General features: G+C 59.1%; 17 protein-coding genes. 3 read left to right on the top strand and 14 right to left on the bottom strand.

Translation table 11 applies throughout. The annotated features are described in order from the left end of the window. Positions 1–7 precede the first annotated feature (7 nt). From ribH to LPW13_RS00475, 13 genes are all read right to left on the bottom strand, one after another. Positions 8–478: a 6,7-dimethyl-8-ribityllumazine synthase gene (gene ribH, locus LPW13_RS00535; protein WP_230437504.1), complete on the bottom strand. Its 471-nt coding sequence runs from the start codon at positions 476–478 to the stop codon at positions 8–10. A gap of 211 nt (positions 479–689) precedes the next feature. Then, positions 690–1805 carry a bifunctional 3,4-dihydroxy-2-butanone-4-phosphate synthase/GTP cyclohydrolase II gene (gene ribBA, locus LPW13_RS00530; RefSeq protein WP_230437503.1) on the bottom strand — a complete coding sequence of 372 codons (1116 nt, stop codon included), beginning with the start codon at positions 1803–1805 and terminating at the stop codon, positions 690–692. Positions 1806–2137: 332 nt separating this feature from the next. Further along, positions 2138–2800, bottom strand: coding sequence for a riboflavin synthase (locus LPW13_RS00525; protein ID WP_230437502.1), 663 nt, complete (start codon positions 2798–2800; stop codon positions 2138–2140). Positions 2801–2812: 12 nt separating this feature from the next. Then, entirely contained in the window at positions 2813–3922 is a 1110-nt protein-coding gene (gene ribD, locus LPW13_RS00520) for a bifunctional diaminohydroxyphosphoribosylaminopyrimidine deaminase/5-amino-6-(5-phosphoribosylamino)uracil reductase RibD (protein ID WP_230439226.1), read from the bottom strand. Positions 3923–3936: 14 nt separating this feature from the next. Next, on the bottom strand, positions 3937–4422 hold the full coding sequence (gene nrdR, locus LPW13_RS00515) for a transcriptional regulator NrdR (RefSeq protein ID WP_230437501.1): 486 nt from the start codon (positions 4420–4422) through the stop codon (positions 3937–3939). A 95-nt stretch (positions 4423–4517) separates the two neighbouring features. Then, positions 4518–5615, bottom strand: a complete 1098-nt coding sequence (locus LPW13_RS00510) for an extracellular solute-binding protein (protein WP_230437500.1) — start codon at positions 5613–5615, stop codon at positions 4518–4520. A gap of 409 nt (positions 5616–6024) precedes the next feature. After that, positions 6025–7290: a serine hydroxymethyltransferase gene (gene glyA / locus LPW13_RS00505; RefSeq protein WP_230437499.1), complete on the bottom strand. Its 1266-nt coding sequence runs from the start codon at positions 7288–7290 to the stop codon at positions 6025–6027. 288 nt (positions 7291–7578) lie between these two features. After that, positions 7579–8361 (bottom strand): heme ABC transporter ATP-binding protein, encoded by a 783-nt coding sequence (locus tag LPW13_RS00500; RefSeq protein ID WP_230437498.1) that lies wholly within the window; start codon positions 8359–8361, stop codon positions 7579–7581. Positions 8362–8387: 26 nt separating this feature from the next. Then, positions 8388–9455, bottom strand: coding sequence for a FecCD family ABC transporter permease (locus tag LPW13_RS00495; protein WP_230437497.1), 1068 nt, complete (start codon positions 9453–9455; stop codon positions 8388–8390). A 23-nt stretch (positions 9456–9478) separates the two neighbouring features. Continuing rightward, entirely contained in the window at positions 9479–10375 is an 897-nt protein-coding gene (locus tag LPW13_RS00490) for a heme/hemin ABC transporter substrate-binding protein (RefSeq protein ID WP_230437496.1), read from the bottom strand. Between the two features lie 59 nt (positions 10376–10434). Beyond that, positions 10435–10890, bottom strand: a complete 456-nt coding sequence (locus tag LPW13_RS00485; protein ID WP_230437495.1) for an ExbD/TolR family protein — start codon at positions 10888–10890, stop codon at positions 10435–10437. Next, complete coding sequence (locus LPW13_RS00480; RefSeq protein ID WP_230437494.1) at positions 10887–11585, bottom strand: MotA/TolQ/ExbB proton channel family protein; 699 nt, start codon at positions 11583–11585, stop codon at positions 10887–10889. The genes LPW13_RS00485 and LPW13_RS00480 overlap by 4 nt, the downstream gene beginning before the upstream one ends. A 35-nt stretch (positions 11586–11620) precedes the next feature. Then, the gene (locus LPW13_RS00475; protein ID WP_230437493.1) at positions 11621–12316 is read right to left on the bottom strand and encodes an energy transducer TonB; all 696 of its coding nucleotides are present in this window, start codon (positions 12314–12316) and stop codon (positions 11621–11623) included. A 344-nt stretch (positions 12317–12660) separates the two neighbouring features. On the opposite strand from LPW13_RS00475, the gene LPW13_RS00470 reads away from it, so the two are divergent. The 3 genes from LPW13_RS00470 (at position 12661) to LPW13_RS00460 (ending at position 16043) form a co-directional block, all read left to right on the top strand. Further along, positions 12661–14739, top strand: coding sequence for a TonB-dependent hemoglobin/transferrin/lactoferrin family receptor (locus LPW13_RS00470; RefSeq protein ID WP_230437492.1), 2079 nt, complete (start codon positions 12661–12663; stop codon positions 14737–14739). 206 nt (positions 14740–14945) lie between these two features. Beyond that, positions 14946–15458, top strand: coding sequence for a heme utilization cystosolic carrier protein HutX (hutX, locus tag LPW13_RS00465; protein ID WP_230437491.1), 513 nt, complete (start codon positions 14946–14948; stop codon positions 15456–15458). Positions 15459–15473: 15 nt separating this feature from the next. Further along, on the top strand, positions 15474–16043 hold the full coding sequence (locus LPW13_RS00460) for a HugZ family pyridoxamine 5'-phosphate oxidase (RefSeq protein ID WP_230437490.1): 570 nt from the start codon (positions 15474–15476) through the stop codon (positions 16041–16043). A 4-nt stretch (positions 16044–16047) separates the two neighbouring features. Here LPW13_RS00460 and fnr read toward each other — a convergent pair whose 3' ends face one another. Further along, positions 16048–16773 carry a fumarate/nitrate reduction transcriptional regulator Fnr gene (fnr, locus tag LPW13_RS00455; RefSeq protein WP_268932659.1) on the bottom strand — a complete coding sequence of 242 codons (726 nt, stop codon included), beginning with the start codon at positions 16771–16773 and terminating at the stop codon, positions 16048–16050. Positions 16774–16787 lie beyond the last annotated feature (14 nt).

Raw genomic sequence — 16787 nt, 5'->3', positions numbered from 1 at the left:
GTCCGGTTCAGATTTTGCCCAGCAGGGAGACCATTTCGAGGGCGGTTTCTGCGGCTTCGCAGCCTTTGTTGCCGGCTTTGGTGCCGGAGCGTTCGATGGCCTGTTCGATGGAGTCTACGGTGAGTACGCCGAAGGTCACAGGGATGCCGGTGTTCATGGAAACCTGGGCAAGACCTTTGGTGCATTCGCCGGCGACGTATTCAAAGTGCGGGGTGCCACCGCGGATGACGGCACCCAGTGCGATGATGGCATCGAACTTTTTGCTTTCGGCGAGTTTCTGCGCGGCCAGTGGGAACTCGAAGGCGCCGGGGGCGTAGTAGATGGTGATGTCTTCGTCTTTGATGCCTTTGCGACGCAGGGTATCCAGCGCGCCGTCTTTGAGGCTCTCTACCACGAAGCTGTTCCAGCGGCTGACCAGCAGTGCATATTTACCGGTGCTGCCGATGAAATCCCCTTCGATGACTTTGATATTGCTCATGATCTTTTTCCGTTTTCTGTTTTTTCCACTTCGGGCCTTTTTAGAGCTTCGGCCCGCTTTTAGTGGCGGCGGAGCACCAGGGATGCGTTTTCAGGACCGCTGTAAACCCATCCTTGGGCGCTGCGGCGCAAACATCCTGTTTGCGACGCTCCTGAAAACGCATACCCGGCACTCCGCCTTCAATTCAAGGTTTTGAGTTCTTACTTACCGGTCAGATCTCATCTGCGTTCAGATATTCTTCCACTTCCAGATCAAAGCCAGAGATGGCGCTGAACCGGAACGGTGCACTCATCAAACGCATTTTGCGCACTTTCAGGTCGCGCAGAATCTGTGAGCCGGTGCCCACCTGCTTGTACACCTGATCCTGGCTGGGGCGCTGCTGTTTGCCGCTGATCAGCCAGTCGATACTCTCTTCAATTTCCTCGGTAGTTTCGTTGTGGCAGATCACCACTACGACGCCCTTGCCCTCTTCCGCCACTTTTTTCAGGGCGTTGCGGAAGGTCCAGGGTTCATACTTCTCGTCGCCACGGCGCAGGCTGAAGACGTCGCGCAGGGTGCTGGCGACATGAACGCGCACCAGGGTCGGCTCTTCCGGGTGAAACTCCCCCAGGGAGAAGGCGAAGTGGCGTTCGCGGCGGGCTTTGTCTAGATAGGTGCGCAGGCTGAATTCGCCGAATTCGGTATGCACTTTGCGCTCATTGACGCATTCGACGGTTTTCTCGTTTAGCGCGCGATAGGTGATCAGATCGGCGATGGTGCCGATCTTGAGATTGTGCGTTTTGGCGAATTTTTCCAGGTCCGGGCGGCGGGCCATGGTGCCGTCTTCATTCATGATTTCGACGATGGCGGCGGCGCCTTCGAACCCGGCCAAACGCGCGAGATCACAGCCGGCTTCGGTATGGCCGGCGCGGCTCAGTACGCCGCCGGCCTGGGCCTTGATCGGGAAGATGTGGCCGGGCTGGACGATGTCGGCGGGTTTGGCGTTGCGAGCGACGGCGGCGCGAATGGTGCGGGCGCGGTCGGCGGCGGAGATGCCGGTGGTGACGCCTTCGGCGGCTTCGATGGAGACGGTGAAGTTGGTGCTGAACTGGGCGCCGTTGTCGCGAGACATCAGCGGCAGGTCGAGCTGTTCACAGCGCTCGGCGGTGAGGGTCAGGCAGATGAGACCGCGGGCGTGGGTGGCCATGAAGTTGATATCTTCGGGCCGGACCTGCTCGGCTGCGATCACGAGGTCACCCTCGTTTTCACGATCTTCGTCGTCCATCAGGATGACCATTTTGCCCTGACGGATATCGTCGATCAGTTCTTCAACGCTATTCAGTTCCATAAAACCTCTGGTCTTTTCGATCTACCTGCTTGGTCGATCACAAATGTCTCAAGTTGCACCGTTCTTCGATGCGAAGCCAACAGTCCGAAATCACTTCGTAGCCAGATCCGTGGCGCGCCTACTACCGGGTAAAGCTTTGCGAGACACGCCGTGAACCCATCCATGGGGGCTCTTCCGCGAGGTCCCTCTCGCGGAAGGTCTCGCAAAGCTTTACCCGATAGCAGCCGCTTCAATTCAAACTTCTCAACTTGCACCACTTTCTGATGCGAAGGTCCTGTCGCTGGGCAGGACCGCCACCCCGATGGATAAAAGTCACCTATCAAACTCGGTGTTCAGGCCTTGTAGAAACCGTGCTGCGCCAGAAACTCCATTGTCAGCCCGTCATTTTTTGACTGGGCGGCGGCATCTCCCAAGAGTAGCCGTTCCAGGTAGCGCGCAATCAGGTCCACTTCCAGGTTCACCCGGGTGCCCGCCTGATAGCCGCCGATCACGGTTTCGGCGATGGTGTGCGGCACGATGGTGAGTTCAAACTCCGCGCCGTCTACCGCGTTCACCGTCAGGCTGGTGCCGTCGATGGTGATCGAGCCCTTGTGGGCGATGTACTTGGCCAGCTCATCCGGGGCGCGCAGGCGGAACTGTTCCGCGCGGGCGGTGGATTTGCGCCACACCACTTCGCCGATGCCGTCCACGTGGCCGCTGACCATATGGCCGCCGAGGCGGGTCTGTGGCGTCAATGCCTTTTCCAGATTGACCCTGTCGCCCTGCTTCCAGTTGCCCACGGTGGCGACGGCGAGGGTCTCCGCGGAGACGTCCGCCCAGTAGCCATCGCCGGGCAGATCCACCACGGTCAGGCAGACGCCGTTGGTGGCGATACTGTCGCCCAGCTTTACGTCGGAGAGATCCAGCTTGCCGGTTTTGATCCGTACACGCAGGTCGCCGCCACTGGGTTGCAGTGCGGTGATTTCTCCAACGGCTTCTACGATTCCTGTGAACATAAATGGAACCTGTTAGCGCTCAATGTCAGTCGTTGCCGTAATGCGCCAGTCGTGGCCGACTGCGCGCATGTCGGTAATGGTGATCGGCAGCATGGAACCCATGCGGGCGATCGGCAGCTCGAACAGCGGTCTGGCGCTGGAGCCGAGAATCTTGGGCGCCATGTAGACGATGATTTCATCCACATGGCCCTGGTACATAAATTCACCGGAGAGGGTTGCACCGCTCTCCACCAGTACTTCGTTGCATTCGCGACGGGCCAGTTCTTTCAACAGTTCACCCAGGTGTACCCGGCCGTTTTTGTCCGCGGGCAGCTCCAGCACCTCGGCGCCGGCTTTTTCCAGCCGCGCGCGCCGCTCGCTATCGGCGGCAGATGTCGTGACCACCAATGTGGGGGCGATGCCCTGCAAAATAAAGGCTTTCGCCGGCGTGCGCAGTTTGCTGTCCACAATCACCCGCAGGGGCTGCTTTTCTGCCGCGTCTGCTGCTTCCGCCTCGGGCAGCGCCAATTCTTCCGGACGCACATTCATATTCGGGTTGTCGTCGCGCACGGTATCCACGCCAGTGACAATGGCGCAGCTGCGCGCGCGCAGGTTCTGCACATCGGCGCGGGCGGCGGGGCCGGTGACCCACTTCGACTCGCCGCTGGCCATCGCGGTGCGGCCATCGATACTCATGGCGGACTTGGTCCGTACCAGGGGCAGACCGAGAGTCATGCGCTTGATAAACCCGGGGTTCAGCGCCCGACAGGATTCTTCCAGCAACGGGCCTTCCACTTCAATGTCCGCATCGCGCAGTTTCTGTAACCCATTGCCGCTGACACTGGGGTTGGGGTCTTGCATGCCGAAAACGACCTTGGCGACACCGGCGGCGATCAGGGCGTCGGCGCAGGGGCCGGTCTTGCCGCTGTGACTACAGGGTTCCAAGGTGACATAGGCAATATTGCCACGCGCTTTCTCTCCGGCATCTTGCAGGGCTTTCACCTCCGCGTGCCCTTCTCCGGCGCGCTTGTGCCAGCCTTCACCGACGATATTACCGTTGCTATCGGCAATCACACAGCCGACGCGGGGATTGGGCATGGTGGTATAGGTACCGCGCTCAGCCAGTTGAATGGCGCGGGCCATCAGCTCTCTCGGGGTCACTGGGCACCTCCGGACTCGCCGGAAGATTTACCGCGGGTATTGAGACGCTCGATCTCATCACTGAAGTCGCTGACGTCTTCAAAGCGGCGGTACACGGAGGCAAAACGGACAAACGCCACCTGATCCAGCTCGCGCAGCTGCTCCATCACTAGTTCGCCGATATGCATGGCCGGGAGCTCGCGCTCGCCGGTGGCCTGTAGGGCGTGTTTGATCTGGGCCACGGCGGCTTCCACCCGCTCGGTGCTGACCGGGCGTTTCTCGACCGCACGCTGGATACCGGCGCGGAGCTTGTCTTCGTTGAAGGGCTCACGCTGACCGTTCTGTTTGACGACCCGGGGCAGGACCAGCTCGGCGGTCTCGAAGGTGGTGAACCGCTCGTGACATTGCAGGCACTCGCGCCGACGGCGCACCTGGTCGCCATCGGCTACCAGGCGGGAGTCTACGACTTTGGTTTCATCTGCGCTGCAGAAGGGACAGTGCATGGAGAGTGGGCCCTATCAGAAAATGCGCGGCAGTTTACCACACGACAACGATTTAGGCCTGAACTGCGCACCGCACAGCGGACAGCGCTGCGCGGTTAAATATCTTCCCGCTCGATAATCCGCTGCCACAGCTTGTGGCGCAGGGCCAGGATACGCGGCTCGGTGGCCGCTGGGATCCACGTGCGCTCCAGCACTTCCGGGCTCGGGTAGACAATGGGGTTGCTGCGCAGTGCCGGGTCCACCAGGTCCTGGGCATCCATATTGGCGTTGGCGTACTGGGTCTCGTTGCTGATGCCGGCAATCACGTCCGGGCGCATCAGGTAATTGAGGAACTCATAGGCTTCATCAATGTTACTCGCGGCCGAGGGGATCGACACCACATCGATCCACAGCGGAAAGCCCTCTTTCGGCATCACATAGCGGATATCAAACGGCTTGCCGGCCTCTTTTGCCATCTGCTGCGCCACCAGCACATCGCCGCTCCAGGCGTGAGCAATACAGCGCTTGCCGCTGGCCAGGTCTTCCACATATTCACCGGAGTCGAAATCGGTGACATGCAGGCGCACCTTCGACAGCAGGTTGGCCACCATGAACTGGTGCGCCATGCTCATGGAGTTGGGCTCTTTGCCCAGATACTTGAGCGCCACATCAAAAATTTCCTCCGGCGAGCGCATCAGGGTGGCATTGCAGTGATCGAGTTTGCCGAGGTTTTCCGGGTCAAACAGCAGATCCCAGCTGTCGTCCGGCAACTGGCCGCCAAAGGCCTTGCGCACCGCCTGCACGTTATAGCCAATACCCACGGTGCCCCACAGGTACGGGAAGGCGTATGCATTGTCCGGGTCAAACACGGCCAGGCGCTGCATGAAGTTGGGGTCGTTGTTGGACCAGTTGGTGATCCGGCTGCGATCCAGCTTCTGCAGCTGTCCGGCGGTAATGTATTTGGGGATGTTATTGGAGCCGGGGACGATCACGTCGAAGCTTCGCCCCTCTTCCAGCCATACCTGCTCCAACTCTTCGATATCGTCGAACTCGAAATAGTGCACCTCAATGCCGGTGGCTGCTTCAAAGTTGGCGATGGTGTCGTCGGCGATGGACTCGGACCAGTTGGCGAAATGGAGCTCTCTCGCCTGCGCCCCAAACGCAAACCCGAAAACAACGGTCAGAATGACCAATAGATTGAATACTGGACGCATACTCTACCCTCGCTCCGCAGCCGTGCTGCGCGGTTATTCAAAGCTGATCACCGTGCATTCCAGCGACTGGCGAAAAGCATCGAATCCTGAAACCGCTTGGACCCGAAAGTACCGGCCGCTTGCGCGAACCGCCAATGAGCAACAAATCCCTCGTGCTGCTGAATCCGGGTGCAAAATCCGAGCCCGGCCGACCTCGCTCCGCTCCCGAATAAAACAAGAACTGAATTCGAATTCGGTTTTCAAGGCCGCGTATTAAAACAGAAACCACCAGTCATTTCACAGAACCGAGAACAACTTTCCATATTGGATACAGCACAAACAAAAAACGGCCCCTATAAAGGGACCGTTTCTGTCGAATCCGACTGTCGCCGGGTCGATATGGCAGCCGACGAATAGCCGGCCTCTCAGCTCACCCCTTGTAGACGGGGAACTTGGCGCAGATTTCCAGCACCTTGGCTTTTACCTCGGCAATGGTGGCATCCGCGTCGCCCTTTTCCAGTGCATCCAGCACGTCGCAGATCCAGTGGGTGAGCTGCTTGGTCTCTTCCACACCGAAACCGCGGGTTGTGATGGCGGGGGTACCCACACGCAGACCGCTGGTGATAAACGGGGAGCGCGGGTCGTTGGGGACCGCGTTCTTGTTCACGGTGATATTGGCGTTGCCCAGGGCTGCATCCGCATCTTTACCGGTGTATTCCTTGCCGATCAGATCCACCAGCATCAGGTGGTCGTCGGTACCGCCAGAGACGATGTTGATACCGCGATCGAGGAAGGTCTCCGCCATGGCGCGGGCGTTCTCGACCACTTTTTTCTGGTAGGCCTTGTATTCCGGGGTCATGGCTTCCTTGAAGGAAACCGCCTTGGCCGCGATCACGTGCATCAGCGGGCCACCCTGACCACCGGGGAATACCGCGCTGTTCAGCTTCTTCTCGATCTCTTCATTGGCCTTGGCAATGATCAGACCACCACGGGGACCGCGCAGGGTTTTGTGGGTGGTGGAGGTGACCACGTCCGCGTGCGGTACCGGCGTCGGGTACTCACCCGCGGCAACCAGACCGGCCACGTGAGCCATGTCCACCATCAGGTAGGCGCCTACTTTGTCGGCGATCTCACGGAATTTACCCCAGTCCATAATGCGGCTGTAGGCGGAGAAGCCGGCGACGATCATCTTCGGCTTGTACTCCAGCGCCAGCCGCTCCACTTCCTCGTAGTCCACTTCGCCGGTTTCCGGGTTCAGGCCGTACTGCACCGCGTTGTACATCTTGCCGGAGAAGTTGACCTTGGCACCGTGGGTCAGGTGGCCGCCGTGGGCCAGACTCATACCCAGTACGGTGTCGCCCGGGGCGCACAGGGCCTGGTAGACCGCGGCGTTGGCCTGGGAGCCGGAGTGGGGCTGAACGTTCGCGTAGTCGGCGCCGAACAGTTCCTTGGCGCGCTCAATGGCCAGCGCCTCAACCTTGTCCACATATTCACAGCCACCATAGTAACGCTTACCCGGGTAACCTTCGGCGTATTTATTGGTCAGGCTGGTACCCTGGGCTTCCATCACCGCCGGGCTGGTGTAGTTTTCCGAGGCAATCAGCTCGATGTGTTCTTCCTGGCGACGGTCTTCGTCCTGAATGGCGGACCATACATCCGGATCGTAAGAAGAAAGGGTGACGGATTTATCAAACATGGTATTCCCTCGGATGATAAGGCGCGGGTCGCGCAAGCATAATCTCGACAAGGGCAAATCCCGACCCGTTTGTGACCGGCCCGCCCCAGAAAGCGGCGCATTGTACACCAACGGAGCGGCGTCGGTGCAAAGGGTGCACATGAAACAAATTCAATTCAGCGCCCCTCTTTATTCAAGTTGGACCTGCGGCGGCCTGGTGGTCGCCGCGCCCGAAGGGTGCGGGGCTTGCCCCGAGTCAACGTCTCACAAGACTGTACCCGGCATCGTCACCTTCACCCACATTCCCCATCACAGCAATGCGCGATAACCAGCCACATCCACCAGCTGTCCACGGTAGCCGTAAACCTGCTCCACCAGCTCCGGCTGCAGCAACTCTGTCGGGGTGCCATCGGCCTGCACTCGGCCCTCTGCCAGCATCACCATCCGGTCGGCGTAGCGGGCGGCGAGATTGAGATCGTGCAGCACCGCCACAACGGCGGTGTTTTCGCCGGCGATTGCCCGGGCCAGTGCCAATACCTGGTGCTGATGCTTGAGATCCAGCGCCGAGGTGGGTTCGTCCAACAACAGGATTTTTTCATCGCCGCGCTCCGCCAGGCTCAACTGGGAAAGTACACGAGCCAATTGCACGCGCTGTTTTTCGCCGCCGGACAGGCTGGGAAACAGGCGGTCGCGCAGGTGCCAGACGTCTGCACGCTGCATGAAGTGCTCGATACGCTCCCCCTGCTCCCGCACCGACAGGCTGCCGGGCGCCAGGCCCAGTTGCACGACTTCGCGACAGGTAAACGCGAAACTGAGATTGGAGTGCTGAGGCAGCAATCCGTAGCGACGCGCCAATTGCCGGTGCTCCTTCTGGGTGCGATACCACGCTTCCTGGGGGCGGCCGAACAGCTGGATACTGCCGCTATGAGGCAACTCGCCGCTGATGGCGCGCAGCAGTGAGGTTTTGCCGCAGCCATTGGGGCCGAGCAGCGCGGTAACCTGGCCGGCGGCGAACCCCAGATTGATATCCTGCAGCAGCGGCGACGGCGCTCGGGGATAGGTGATGCAGAGATTGGAGATTCGAATCAGCATTGGCACATTCTCACTCAACACGCCGCTCAGAAAATCTGTCGACGCTGTTGCCACAGCAGGAACAAGAAGAAAGGCGCACCGAGCAGCGCGGTGACGATGCCCACCGGCATTTCCGCTGGTGCAAAAGCGCTACGCGCAATGGTGTCTGCCACCGTCAGCAACAATCCGCCGAGCAGTGCGCTGTAGGGAATCAGAAAACGGTGATCTGGCCCACGTAGCAGGCGCACGATATGCGGCACAACCAATCCCACAAACCCGATAACCCCCGACACGGAAACCGCAGCGCCCATGGCAATACCATTCAGTACGATGATCTGTCGCTTGAGGCCGACCACATCCACCCCCAGATGGCGGGCTTCCGACTCCCCCAGCAACAGCGCGTTCAGATCGCTGGCCCGGGACCAGAGCAGGCCACCGCAGATGGCGAAAATAATTCCGGACACCAGCACACCGGTCCATGTAGCGCCAGATAGGGAGCCCAACTGCCACATGGTCATATCCCGCAACGCGGTATCGGTGGCCACGTAGGCAAACATGCCGAGGGTGGCTCCGGCCAGGGCGGTGATCGCGATACCCGCCAGCAACATCATCACCACGGAGCGTCCGCGGTCACCCAAAACGTACACCAGCCAAGTAGCGAAAATGGCGCCAAAGCTGGCGAAGGCCGGCAGCAACAGCCACTGGATTTTTCCGAAAAAACCTCCCATCCACGCACCGAGAACACCCGTAAGTACACTACCGAACACCAGTACAATGCTCGCGCCCACCGCCGCACCGGAGGAAATACCGATAATGCCTGGCTCCGCCAAGGGGTTGCGGAACATGCCCTGCAACACCGCGCCACAGACCCCGAGGGTGCCGCCCACAATCAACCCCAACAACAATCGCGGCAGGCGAATCTCACCGAGCACCAGCGCGTACTGTTCCGGCACATCCACACTCAACAGCCCGGGCCAGCTCCACTCCATCAAACCGGCAAGAACATCCCGCCAGCTGATCGTCATGGCACCGATACCGAGAGAAACACAGCTTCCTATCAACAGCAGGGCGACCAGCGTCGGTAGCAGGCTTTTATCACTCAGGCGAAATTCCACTGGGTTACCTCAACAAATTGCCATTACTGACCGGCAAATTTTTTATTCAGCTTTTTCGCCTCATCCAGGCTGGCGAGACCGATACCACCCAGCAGCGCATATCCATCAACAGAAAAGAAGGCAGATTGTTTACCTGCCGGGGTCAGCTTCAACAAGGGCTGCCACTCCAACAACGCCGCCCCCCCTTTCAACTGCGCCGCCTGATCACTGGAAAACAGAATCCAGTCCGGACGCAGTTCTAACAGCGCCTCATCGGACAGTTGTTTATAGCCGGCGAACTCCACCGCATTCACACCGCCCGCCAGCCGGATCAGGCTATCCGGACTGGTGCCGGTACCGGCCGCCTTCACACCGCGCCCCTGCTGCGCACGCACAAACAGAATCCGCGGCGGCTTACCCAGCGCCGCGCGCGCTTGCTTCAGGGACGCCAATTGCGCGGCTACCCGCTGCTTGATATCCGCCGCCGGTTTTTCCAGCACCGCGGAGAGTCGATCGATATTCGACAGCAACTGTGCGCCGTTTTCCGCCTCCGGCAATTGCAGGATTTTTACGCCGGAATTTTCCAGCAGCGTGAGCGTATTGGGTGGGCCCATATGCTCGCCGCCAATCAGCAGTTGCGGGTTCTGCGCCAGCAGCCCCTCCACCGGCAACTGCCGGTAGTAGCCCACAACAGGCACTTTCTTGAAATCCGCCGGCAGGCGGGTGGAAGAGTCCACCGCAATCAGGCTGTCGCCACTACCCAGCGCCAGTACCAGCTCGGTAATCGAATGACCTGCACTGATCACCCGCTCGGGCGCTGTCGCGCTGGCACTGCAGGAAAACAGCAACGCGACAATCGCGATACATTGCCGGATGATTTGAGTGTGGATATTTTGAGTCTGGAAGATTCGTGCAAAGGCGCGTCTGTTAAGTCGAGTCATGGTGTGAATCCGGTCGAGTGATTTGATTCCAGTAGCTTCTTTCTATTGTCGGTTTGGCGCTATTGCCCGTTTGCAGTTGACGTATTCGATGCAGTGGACTGTAGCGCGATTTCGGCCACTTCCACGCCCTGCTCCTGCAGCAGCGCAAACAGGTCGAGCATGCGCTGTACCGGCACGTTGCGGTCGCTGGCGAGCGCCACCGGCCGCGTCGGGTCTGCTACCAGTGCCGCCGTCAATGCCCGCTCAAAAGTTTCCCGATCACTGTAGCCCCGATCCCCCAGTCCCCACAGGTCGGGGCCGCGATTGGACAGGGAAATGGTCAGCGGATCTGTGGGCATGGCTTCTGATACACGCTCGCTGGCCGGGAGATCCATGGGCAGCGAGGAAAACCGCATATTGGCGGTCAACAGCAGAAATACCAGCACGATAAAGATGATATCCAGCAGCGGCGTCAGGTCCGGTGCCAGGTTAGCCAGGGAAAACTCCCGTCGATCGGGGGGATTGATATTGATCACGACGCGGACACTGCCAGTTCACAGTCCCGACGGCGTTTCTGCACCGCCAGTTCGCGCCTGCAGGCACAGGGGTCGAGCCCTTCCAGCCACAGGTTGCCGCGATTGAACAGGTGCTCGAGATCCGCCACGGTGCGGTCACTCCACATGGCCAGCAGGTGCGCGCCGGAGATCGCCGGCAGCGCCACGATCAGGCCCGCGGCGGTGGTGTTCATCGCCATCCCCAGGCCGTCGGCCAACAGCGCCGGAGTGACCGGATCGTTGCTGCCGGAAAGACCCGCAAACATGCCGATCAGGCCCAGTACCGTACCCAGCAGCCCCACCAGCGGGCTGACGATACCGACCACCATCAACAGGCGCAGACCACTGTGCAACTGGCGGCGCTGATCCTGCAGCCAGACGGCGGCCACTTCTTCCCGCTGCACCTTCTCCGCATTGCGATGCTGCAACAACAAAGCGGTGGCGCGGCTCGCCAGCGCACGCTCATTGCTGCACTGCTCACCGAGGCGATCCAGCCCGGCCTCCCCGGTGCACTGGAGACGCCTGAAAGCGCCGGTGATGCCCCGGTGCCCGGTAGATACCAGGAACCACAGGCGCTCGCCCAGCAGCGCCACGGTGAGCGCGGAGAGGATCAGCAGCGGCCACCCCATGGGGCCCAGCTGGACAAAGAATTCAGACCAGTTTTGATGTTCGAACATAATTTGCTTTTCCAACTCTATCTACTGGCAAGTGGTCACAGGGAAAACCGGATCGGCAGGCGCACCCGCGACAAGCGCGTGCGACCGTTTTCCCGATAAGGCAGAAACTCCCAGTTCTTTACCGCCGTCAACGCCGCCTCATCCAGGCTGTCGATCCCGGAAGATTGCAACAGGCTGCGCATCACCTGCGCACCATTGCGGTCCAGCTGAACTTCCACCACCACCGTGCCCTGCTGTCGACGCTGTCGCGCCAGCTCCGGATACGCCGGTGCGGCGGGCGGGCTGGCAAACGCCGGGCGCTCTACCAGCACGGGCTCGTCGCTCACACTCAGCTGCGTGTTCTGCCGTGCACTCGCAGCCGGGGACGACTGCGAATCCGACGGCGGATCGACGTCTGCTTCCGGCACAGACTCGCTCGCCGGCGGTACGGGCCTAGTGGACTTCGGGGGCTGTTCTTTACGCGGCTGTTTTTGCGCTGTTTTCTGGTTTTTCACCACGTTCTGGCGCGGCTTGTGCGCTTTCGGTTTTTCTGACGGCTGCTGTTTTTCTGGTACAGCGTGGGAAGCTGGCTCCGCCAACGCGCTTTCCGTCGGTGCCACGGCGGCCATGTGCGATGCCGCCAGGCGTAGTTGCCCCAGCTTCAGTGCCACGGCACCGCCGGGCGCCTTCATTTCCGGCGCAGGCGCAGCCCACAACAACCAGCCATGCAGGGCCAGCGAGATGAACAACATGATGGACAACCGGGCTTTCACGAAAGTAGCCACTCTCTCTTTGTATCAGTCTCTCTGGGAATCAGCCTGTGTACGTCTGTTCGGTGGTGATTACCTGCTCGCCTTGCTTTATGCATCCCCTGCCATAAGGCCCGCTACAAGCACCCCAGCCCCAACTGCCAGAGTGCGCAACGAAGGTTAGCAACCTGCAGATACAATATCAAACGATAATAGTTCGTATTTACAATATCGATATCCAGCACTATCATTCGGCACAGACGTACCAGGCCGCCAGTGCATAAAACGAACATGACTGGCGCCGGGCGCACCGCATCGACAGGAATCATCAAAAAGGGGGCACCGACATGGGCCAATTCAAGGCAGCACGCGCAGGTAATACACTGACACTCAATCCGCTGGCAGCAGCCGTACTGGCACTGGGCGCCTCAGGCGCCCTGGCACAGGACAGCAATAGCGACGATCAACCGGTTATCCAGTTTGGCGAAGTACTGGTCGCCGCAGACCGCAACCCAGCTGCGAAAGAAAAGGATGAAAGCACCGTTGTCGTTGAGCGCGTGCAGCTGGAAGAGCAACAGCCGGAATCCATTGCCCAGGCGCTGAAATATGAACCGAATATCGAAGTGGTAGGCGGGCCCCGCTACTCGAACCAGGCCCCGAACATTCGCGGCCTGTCCGGTGTACGCGTGCTGCAGACCATCGACGGTGCGCGCCAGAACTTCAATTCCGGCCACCGCGGTACCTATCAACTGGACCCGGAACTGCTCAAGCAGGTAGAAGTGAAGAAAGGCCCGGCGTCCAGCCTGTGGGGTTCCGGCGCCATTGGCGGCGTGGTGGCTCTGACTACCAAAAATGCCGGCGATCTGCTGAAAAACGGCCAGGCCGTCGGCGGTTACCTGAAAGAAGAACTGGGCACCAATGGTGACTCCACCGAGACCACCGCAGCTGTCTATGGCAAGTCTGGCGACTTCGATTACCTGGTAAACGGCTCTGTTTCAGAAAACGACCATGTTGAAATCGGCGGCGGCGAAACACTGGAAAACAGCGCCAGTGAAAACACCGCACTGCTCGCTCGCGGCGGCTTCCAGATCAGCGACAACCAGCGTTTCGATATTGCCCTGCGTCACAGCAACCGCGAGGAAGGCGTTCCCTCCAACCCCAACACGAATGTAGGTAGCAGTTCACCGCTGGTGGAGCGCGATATCACCGACCAGAATGTGACCGCGAACTATCTGATACAAGCCGGTAAAAGCAAGTACACCAGCGGTGCCGCCAGCCACACCACCAAGATAACCCTGTACCGCAACGAGACCCAGTTCGACGAATTCCGCCCCACCATGGGAGTCGACGGTCAAAATGACAGTACTGAGATCAACACCACCGGCATTGCCGTTACCAATGCCACCGAGGGCCTGGGCGCCCAATGGGTGTATGGCCTCGATTGGTATCAGGACGACGTGACCACCGTGCGCGATGGCGACAATCGCCCCGCTGACATGAACGCCGATACCGATGTACTGGGTCTCTACGCGCAGGCGGATTTCACGTTTGCCGATGTACTGACCCTGACCCCCGGCGTGCGCTACGACCGCTTCGAGGCGGAAAGCGACCAACTGACGGATTCCGCCCGCGACGATAGCGCGGTTTCCCCATCCTTCGCCGCGTCAGTCAAAGCCGCCGAGTGGATGACCCTCACCGCCAGCTACGCGCGTGCCTTCCGCGCGCCGGGTACTGACGAGATGTACACTCAGGGTACACATTTCTGTTATTTCCCGGGCGTCTGCAACACATTTGTTCCCAACCCGGATCTGGCAGCGGAAGAAGCGCAGAACTCCGAACTTCGCGCGGACTTTTCTTTCAGCGGCCTAGTCACCGAGAGCGATCAGCTGACCGCCAGTGCCACCGTATTCCGCAATAAGGTGGACAACTTTATCGAGCAGCTGGTAGTAAATCCGCACCCGAATTTCTTTTTCCCCATGAACACGACTTACCAGAATGTGGACGAGGCGGAACTCAAGGGATTCGAGTTAGGAGCCAATTATCGGGTCAACGATCTGGCGCTGGGCCTGAGCTACGGCCAGACCGAGGGTAAGGACCTGAGTGACGGGAGCTATCTGAGTAATATTCCTGCAGACAAATGGGTATTGGACCTGGGTTACTACTTCCTGCAGCGCGACGTTAAAACCGGCCTGCGCACTTCGGTGGTTTCCGCCCAGGACGAATTACCGTCGGAAGAAACCCGCACATTCGACAGTTACACCCTGGCAGATGCCTACGTGACCTGGGAACCGGCTACCGGCAACCTGAACGGCCTCAAGCTGGGTCTGGCCCTGGACAACCTGACCGATGAGGAATATCGCGTGGCCTTCCAGGAACTGTATATGCCCGGCCGCAACATTAAACTGTCTGCGAGCTACCGTTTCTGACACTGGATTTTAAATAGTTTTGTGGCGGTACCGCTACCGGGTGCAGCTTTGTGAGACACGCCGTAAACCCATCCTTGGGGGCTCTGCAAAAACATCCATGTTTTTGAAGGTCTCACAAAGCTGCACCCGGTAGCGGCCCCTTCACAATGGGCTTTTCTAAACACCAACTCTCTTCCAGTGCCCAAAAGAATTGCTCAGGAAATGTTATGCAAGCAAAAGTACAGCAACTACTCGCCAGTGAATCCGGCTACACCCTGGAACAGATGGCGAAGGTGCTCGACACCAGTGTGCGGGAAATCATTGCCAACCTGCCGGCGGAAATGGCCACCCTCGCTGACAACAACGCGGTGTGGCAACTGATCGAAGAGCTGCCTACCTGGGGCAAAGTTACGGTCATCGTGCAGAGCGAGGGCTCGGTATTTGAATTCAAAGGTGAATTTCCGAAAGGCAGTATTGCCCGAGGTTACTACAACTTTATGCATCACAAAAACCCCTTCCATGGCCACCTGCTGGTAGACGGCCTGGTGGAAGTGGCGTTGGTGAGCAAACCCCACCGGGGGGCTGAAAGCCACTCCATGGTATTTCTGGCACCCAGTGGAAACTGCGTATTCAAAGTCTTCCTCGGGCGGGATGCCGAGCGCAAATTGATCCCGGAACAGGTCAAACGCTTCCAACAACTAAAACAGCAGTTGGCAGTAACAACTGCAGACAATTCTTAACCTGGGGATAAACCCATGAGTGAACAAAACAAGTCCACATCCAAAACCAATGACGGCGCAGATCTTGTCGCCGAGGTGCGCGATTTTATTGCCACCCGCAAGCTGCTGAATCTGGCGAGTCTTACAGCCGACAACCACCCCCACGCCAGCACCGCGCCATTTCTCGCCGCGGATGGTAATTTTTACCTGTTTATTTCCGATCTCTCCGAGCACGCCGCCAACTTGAAGGCCAACAACAAGGCGTCGGTGATATTCAATGCAGATGAGGCGGATACCAAGCAGGCGTTTGCCCGACTGCGGGTTACTTTCAATGTGGATGCGGCGATAATTGATCGCGAACAGCCCTTGTGGCAACAGCGTATCGAACAGCTGCGGGAAAAATTTGGCCCTGTGATAGATCACCTCAAAGACCTGGAGGATTTTCACCTGTTTGAGCTGAAGCCCAGCGGCGGTCGCTACGTCAAAGGCTTCGGCCAGGCTTACGCGCTGGAAGGGCTGGAAAAGCAGGTGGCGCTGCACCTGAAAGATGGCCACAGAGAAAAAGCGCCACAAGGCAGCTCAGAAGAAAAGCTTCAGACTGGCTAACTTTTTAACTTTCGTAGCTGCAGTGGGTACCGGCGAGCTCGCTGAGCGCCACCAGATCAATAATGGCAACCGCACGCCCCCGTACATCGATCAGTCCCTGTTTCTGGAAACGGGAGAACAGGCGGCTGACGGTCTCGGCGGTCAGTCCAAGATAGTTGGCGATATCCATGCGTGCCATGGAGAGAACAAACTCACAGGCGGAATACCCCCGGCGCGCATAGCGGCTGGAGATATTCAGCAACAGTGCCGCCAGGCGCATCTCCGCGGAACGCTTGCCCAGTAGCAGCAGTACATCATTTTCCTGCTTGAGCTCTTCTGAAAAGATGGTGTAGATCTGCTTCTGCAGCGCTGGCACCTTCTGCGCCAACCCTTCCAGCTGGGTGAATGGCAATATGCACACGCTACTGTCTTCCAGTGCTTCCGCGTAGCTCGGGTGCTCACTGCCACTGTAACCATCCAGGCCCAACAGCTCTCCCGGCAAGGCAAAGTGCGTGATCTGGGAATCCCCATCGGCACCAATCACCGCAGACTTGAAGCTGCCGGAACGGATGGCATACAGGCAGGAAAATGGATCTCCGGCGCGGAACAGCAGGTCCCCCGTTTTCAAGGTTTTCTTGTTGCGGGTGATCTGTTCGAGCTGCTCGACCTCTTCATCTGCCAACCCGGTGGGCAAGCAGAGTTTCCGGACCGAACAACTGCCGCAACTAACCGCTGGAGACGGGTTTTTCATAGTCAAATCACGCG

It is taken from the genome of Microbulbifer celer, from assembly GCF_020991125.1.
Lineage (GTDB): Bacteria > Pseudomonadota > Gammaproteobacteria > Pseudomonadales > Cellvibrionaceae > Microbulbifer > Microbulbifer celer.
The sequence above is the reverse complement of the archived record's forward strand: the minus strand, read 5'-3'. Positions and strand labels throughout refer to the sequence as shown.

Coding starts and splice junctions, on each gene's coding strand:
- glyA (WP_230437499.1), bottom strand. CDS start 7,290: ATGTTTGATAAATCCGTCACCCTTTCTTCTTACGATCCGGATGTATGG.
- ribD (WP_230439226.1), bottom strand. CDS start 3,922: ATGGCCCGCGCCATTCAACTGGCTGAGCGCGGTACCTATACCACCATG.
- LPW13_RS00475 (WP_230437493.1), bottom strand. CDS start 12,316: ATGTTGTTCATCTCGCTGGCCCTGCATGGCTGGTTGTTGTGGGCTGCG.
- nrdR (WP_230437501.1), bottom strand. CDS start 4,422: ATGCACTGTCCCTTCTGCAGCGCAGATGAAACCAAAGTCGTAGACTCC.
- LPW13_RS00510 (WP_230437500.1), bottom strand. CDS start 5,615: ATGCGTCCAGTATTCAATCTATTGGTCATTCTGACCGTTGTTTTCGGG.
- LPW13_RS00480 (WP_230437494.1), bottom strand. CDS start 11,585: ATGTTCGAACATCAAAACTGGTCTGAATTCTTTGTCCAGCTGGGCCCC.
- LPW13_RS00490 (WP_230437496.1), bottom strand. CDS start 10,375: ATGACTCGACTTAACAGACGCGCCTTTGCACGAATCTTCCAGACTCAA.
- hutX (WP_230437491.1), top strand. CDS start 14,946: ATGCAAGCAAAAGTACAGCAACTACTCGCCAGTGAATCCGGCTACACC.
- ribBA (WP_230437503.1), bottom strand. CDS start 1,805: ATGGAACTGAATAGCGTTGAAGAACTGATCGACGATATCCGTCAGGGC.
- fnr (WP_268932659.1), bottom strand. CDS start 16,773: ATGAAAAACCCGTCTCCAGCGGTTAGTTGCGGCAGTTGTTCGGTCCGG.
- ribH (WP_230437504.1), bottom strand. CDS start 478: ATGAGCAATATCAAAGTCATCGAAGGGGATTTCATCGGCAGCACCGGT.
- LPW13_RS00460 (WP_230437490.1), top strand. CDS start 15,474: ATGAGTGAACAAAACAAGTCCACATCCAAAACCAATGACGGCGCAGAT.
- LPW13_RS00500 (WP_230437498.1), bottom strand. CDS start 8,361: ATGCTGATTCGAATCTCCAATCTCTGCATCACCTATCCCCGAGCGCCG.
- LPW13_RS00525 (WP_230437502.1), bottom strand. CDS start 2,800: ATGTTCACAGGAATCGTAGAAGCCGTTGGAGAAATCACCGCACTGCAA.
- LPW13_RS00470 (WP_230437492.1), top strand. CDS start 12,661: ATGGGCCAATTCAAGGCAGCACGCGCAGGTAATACACTGACACTCAAT.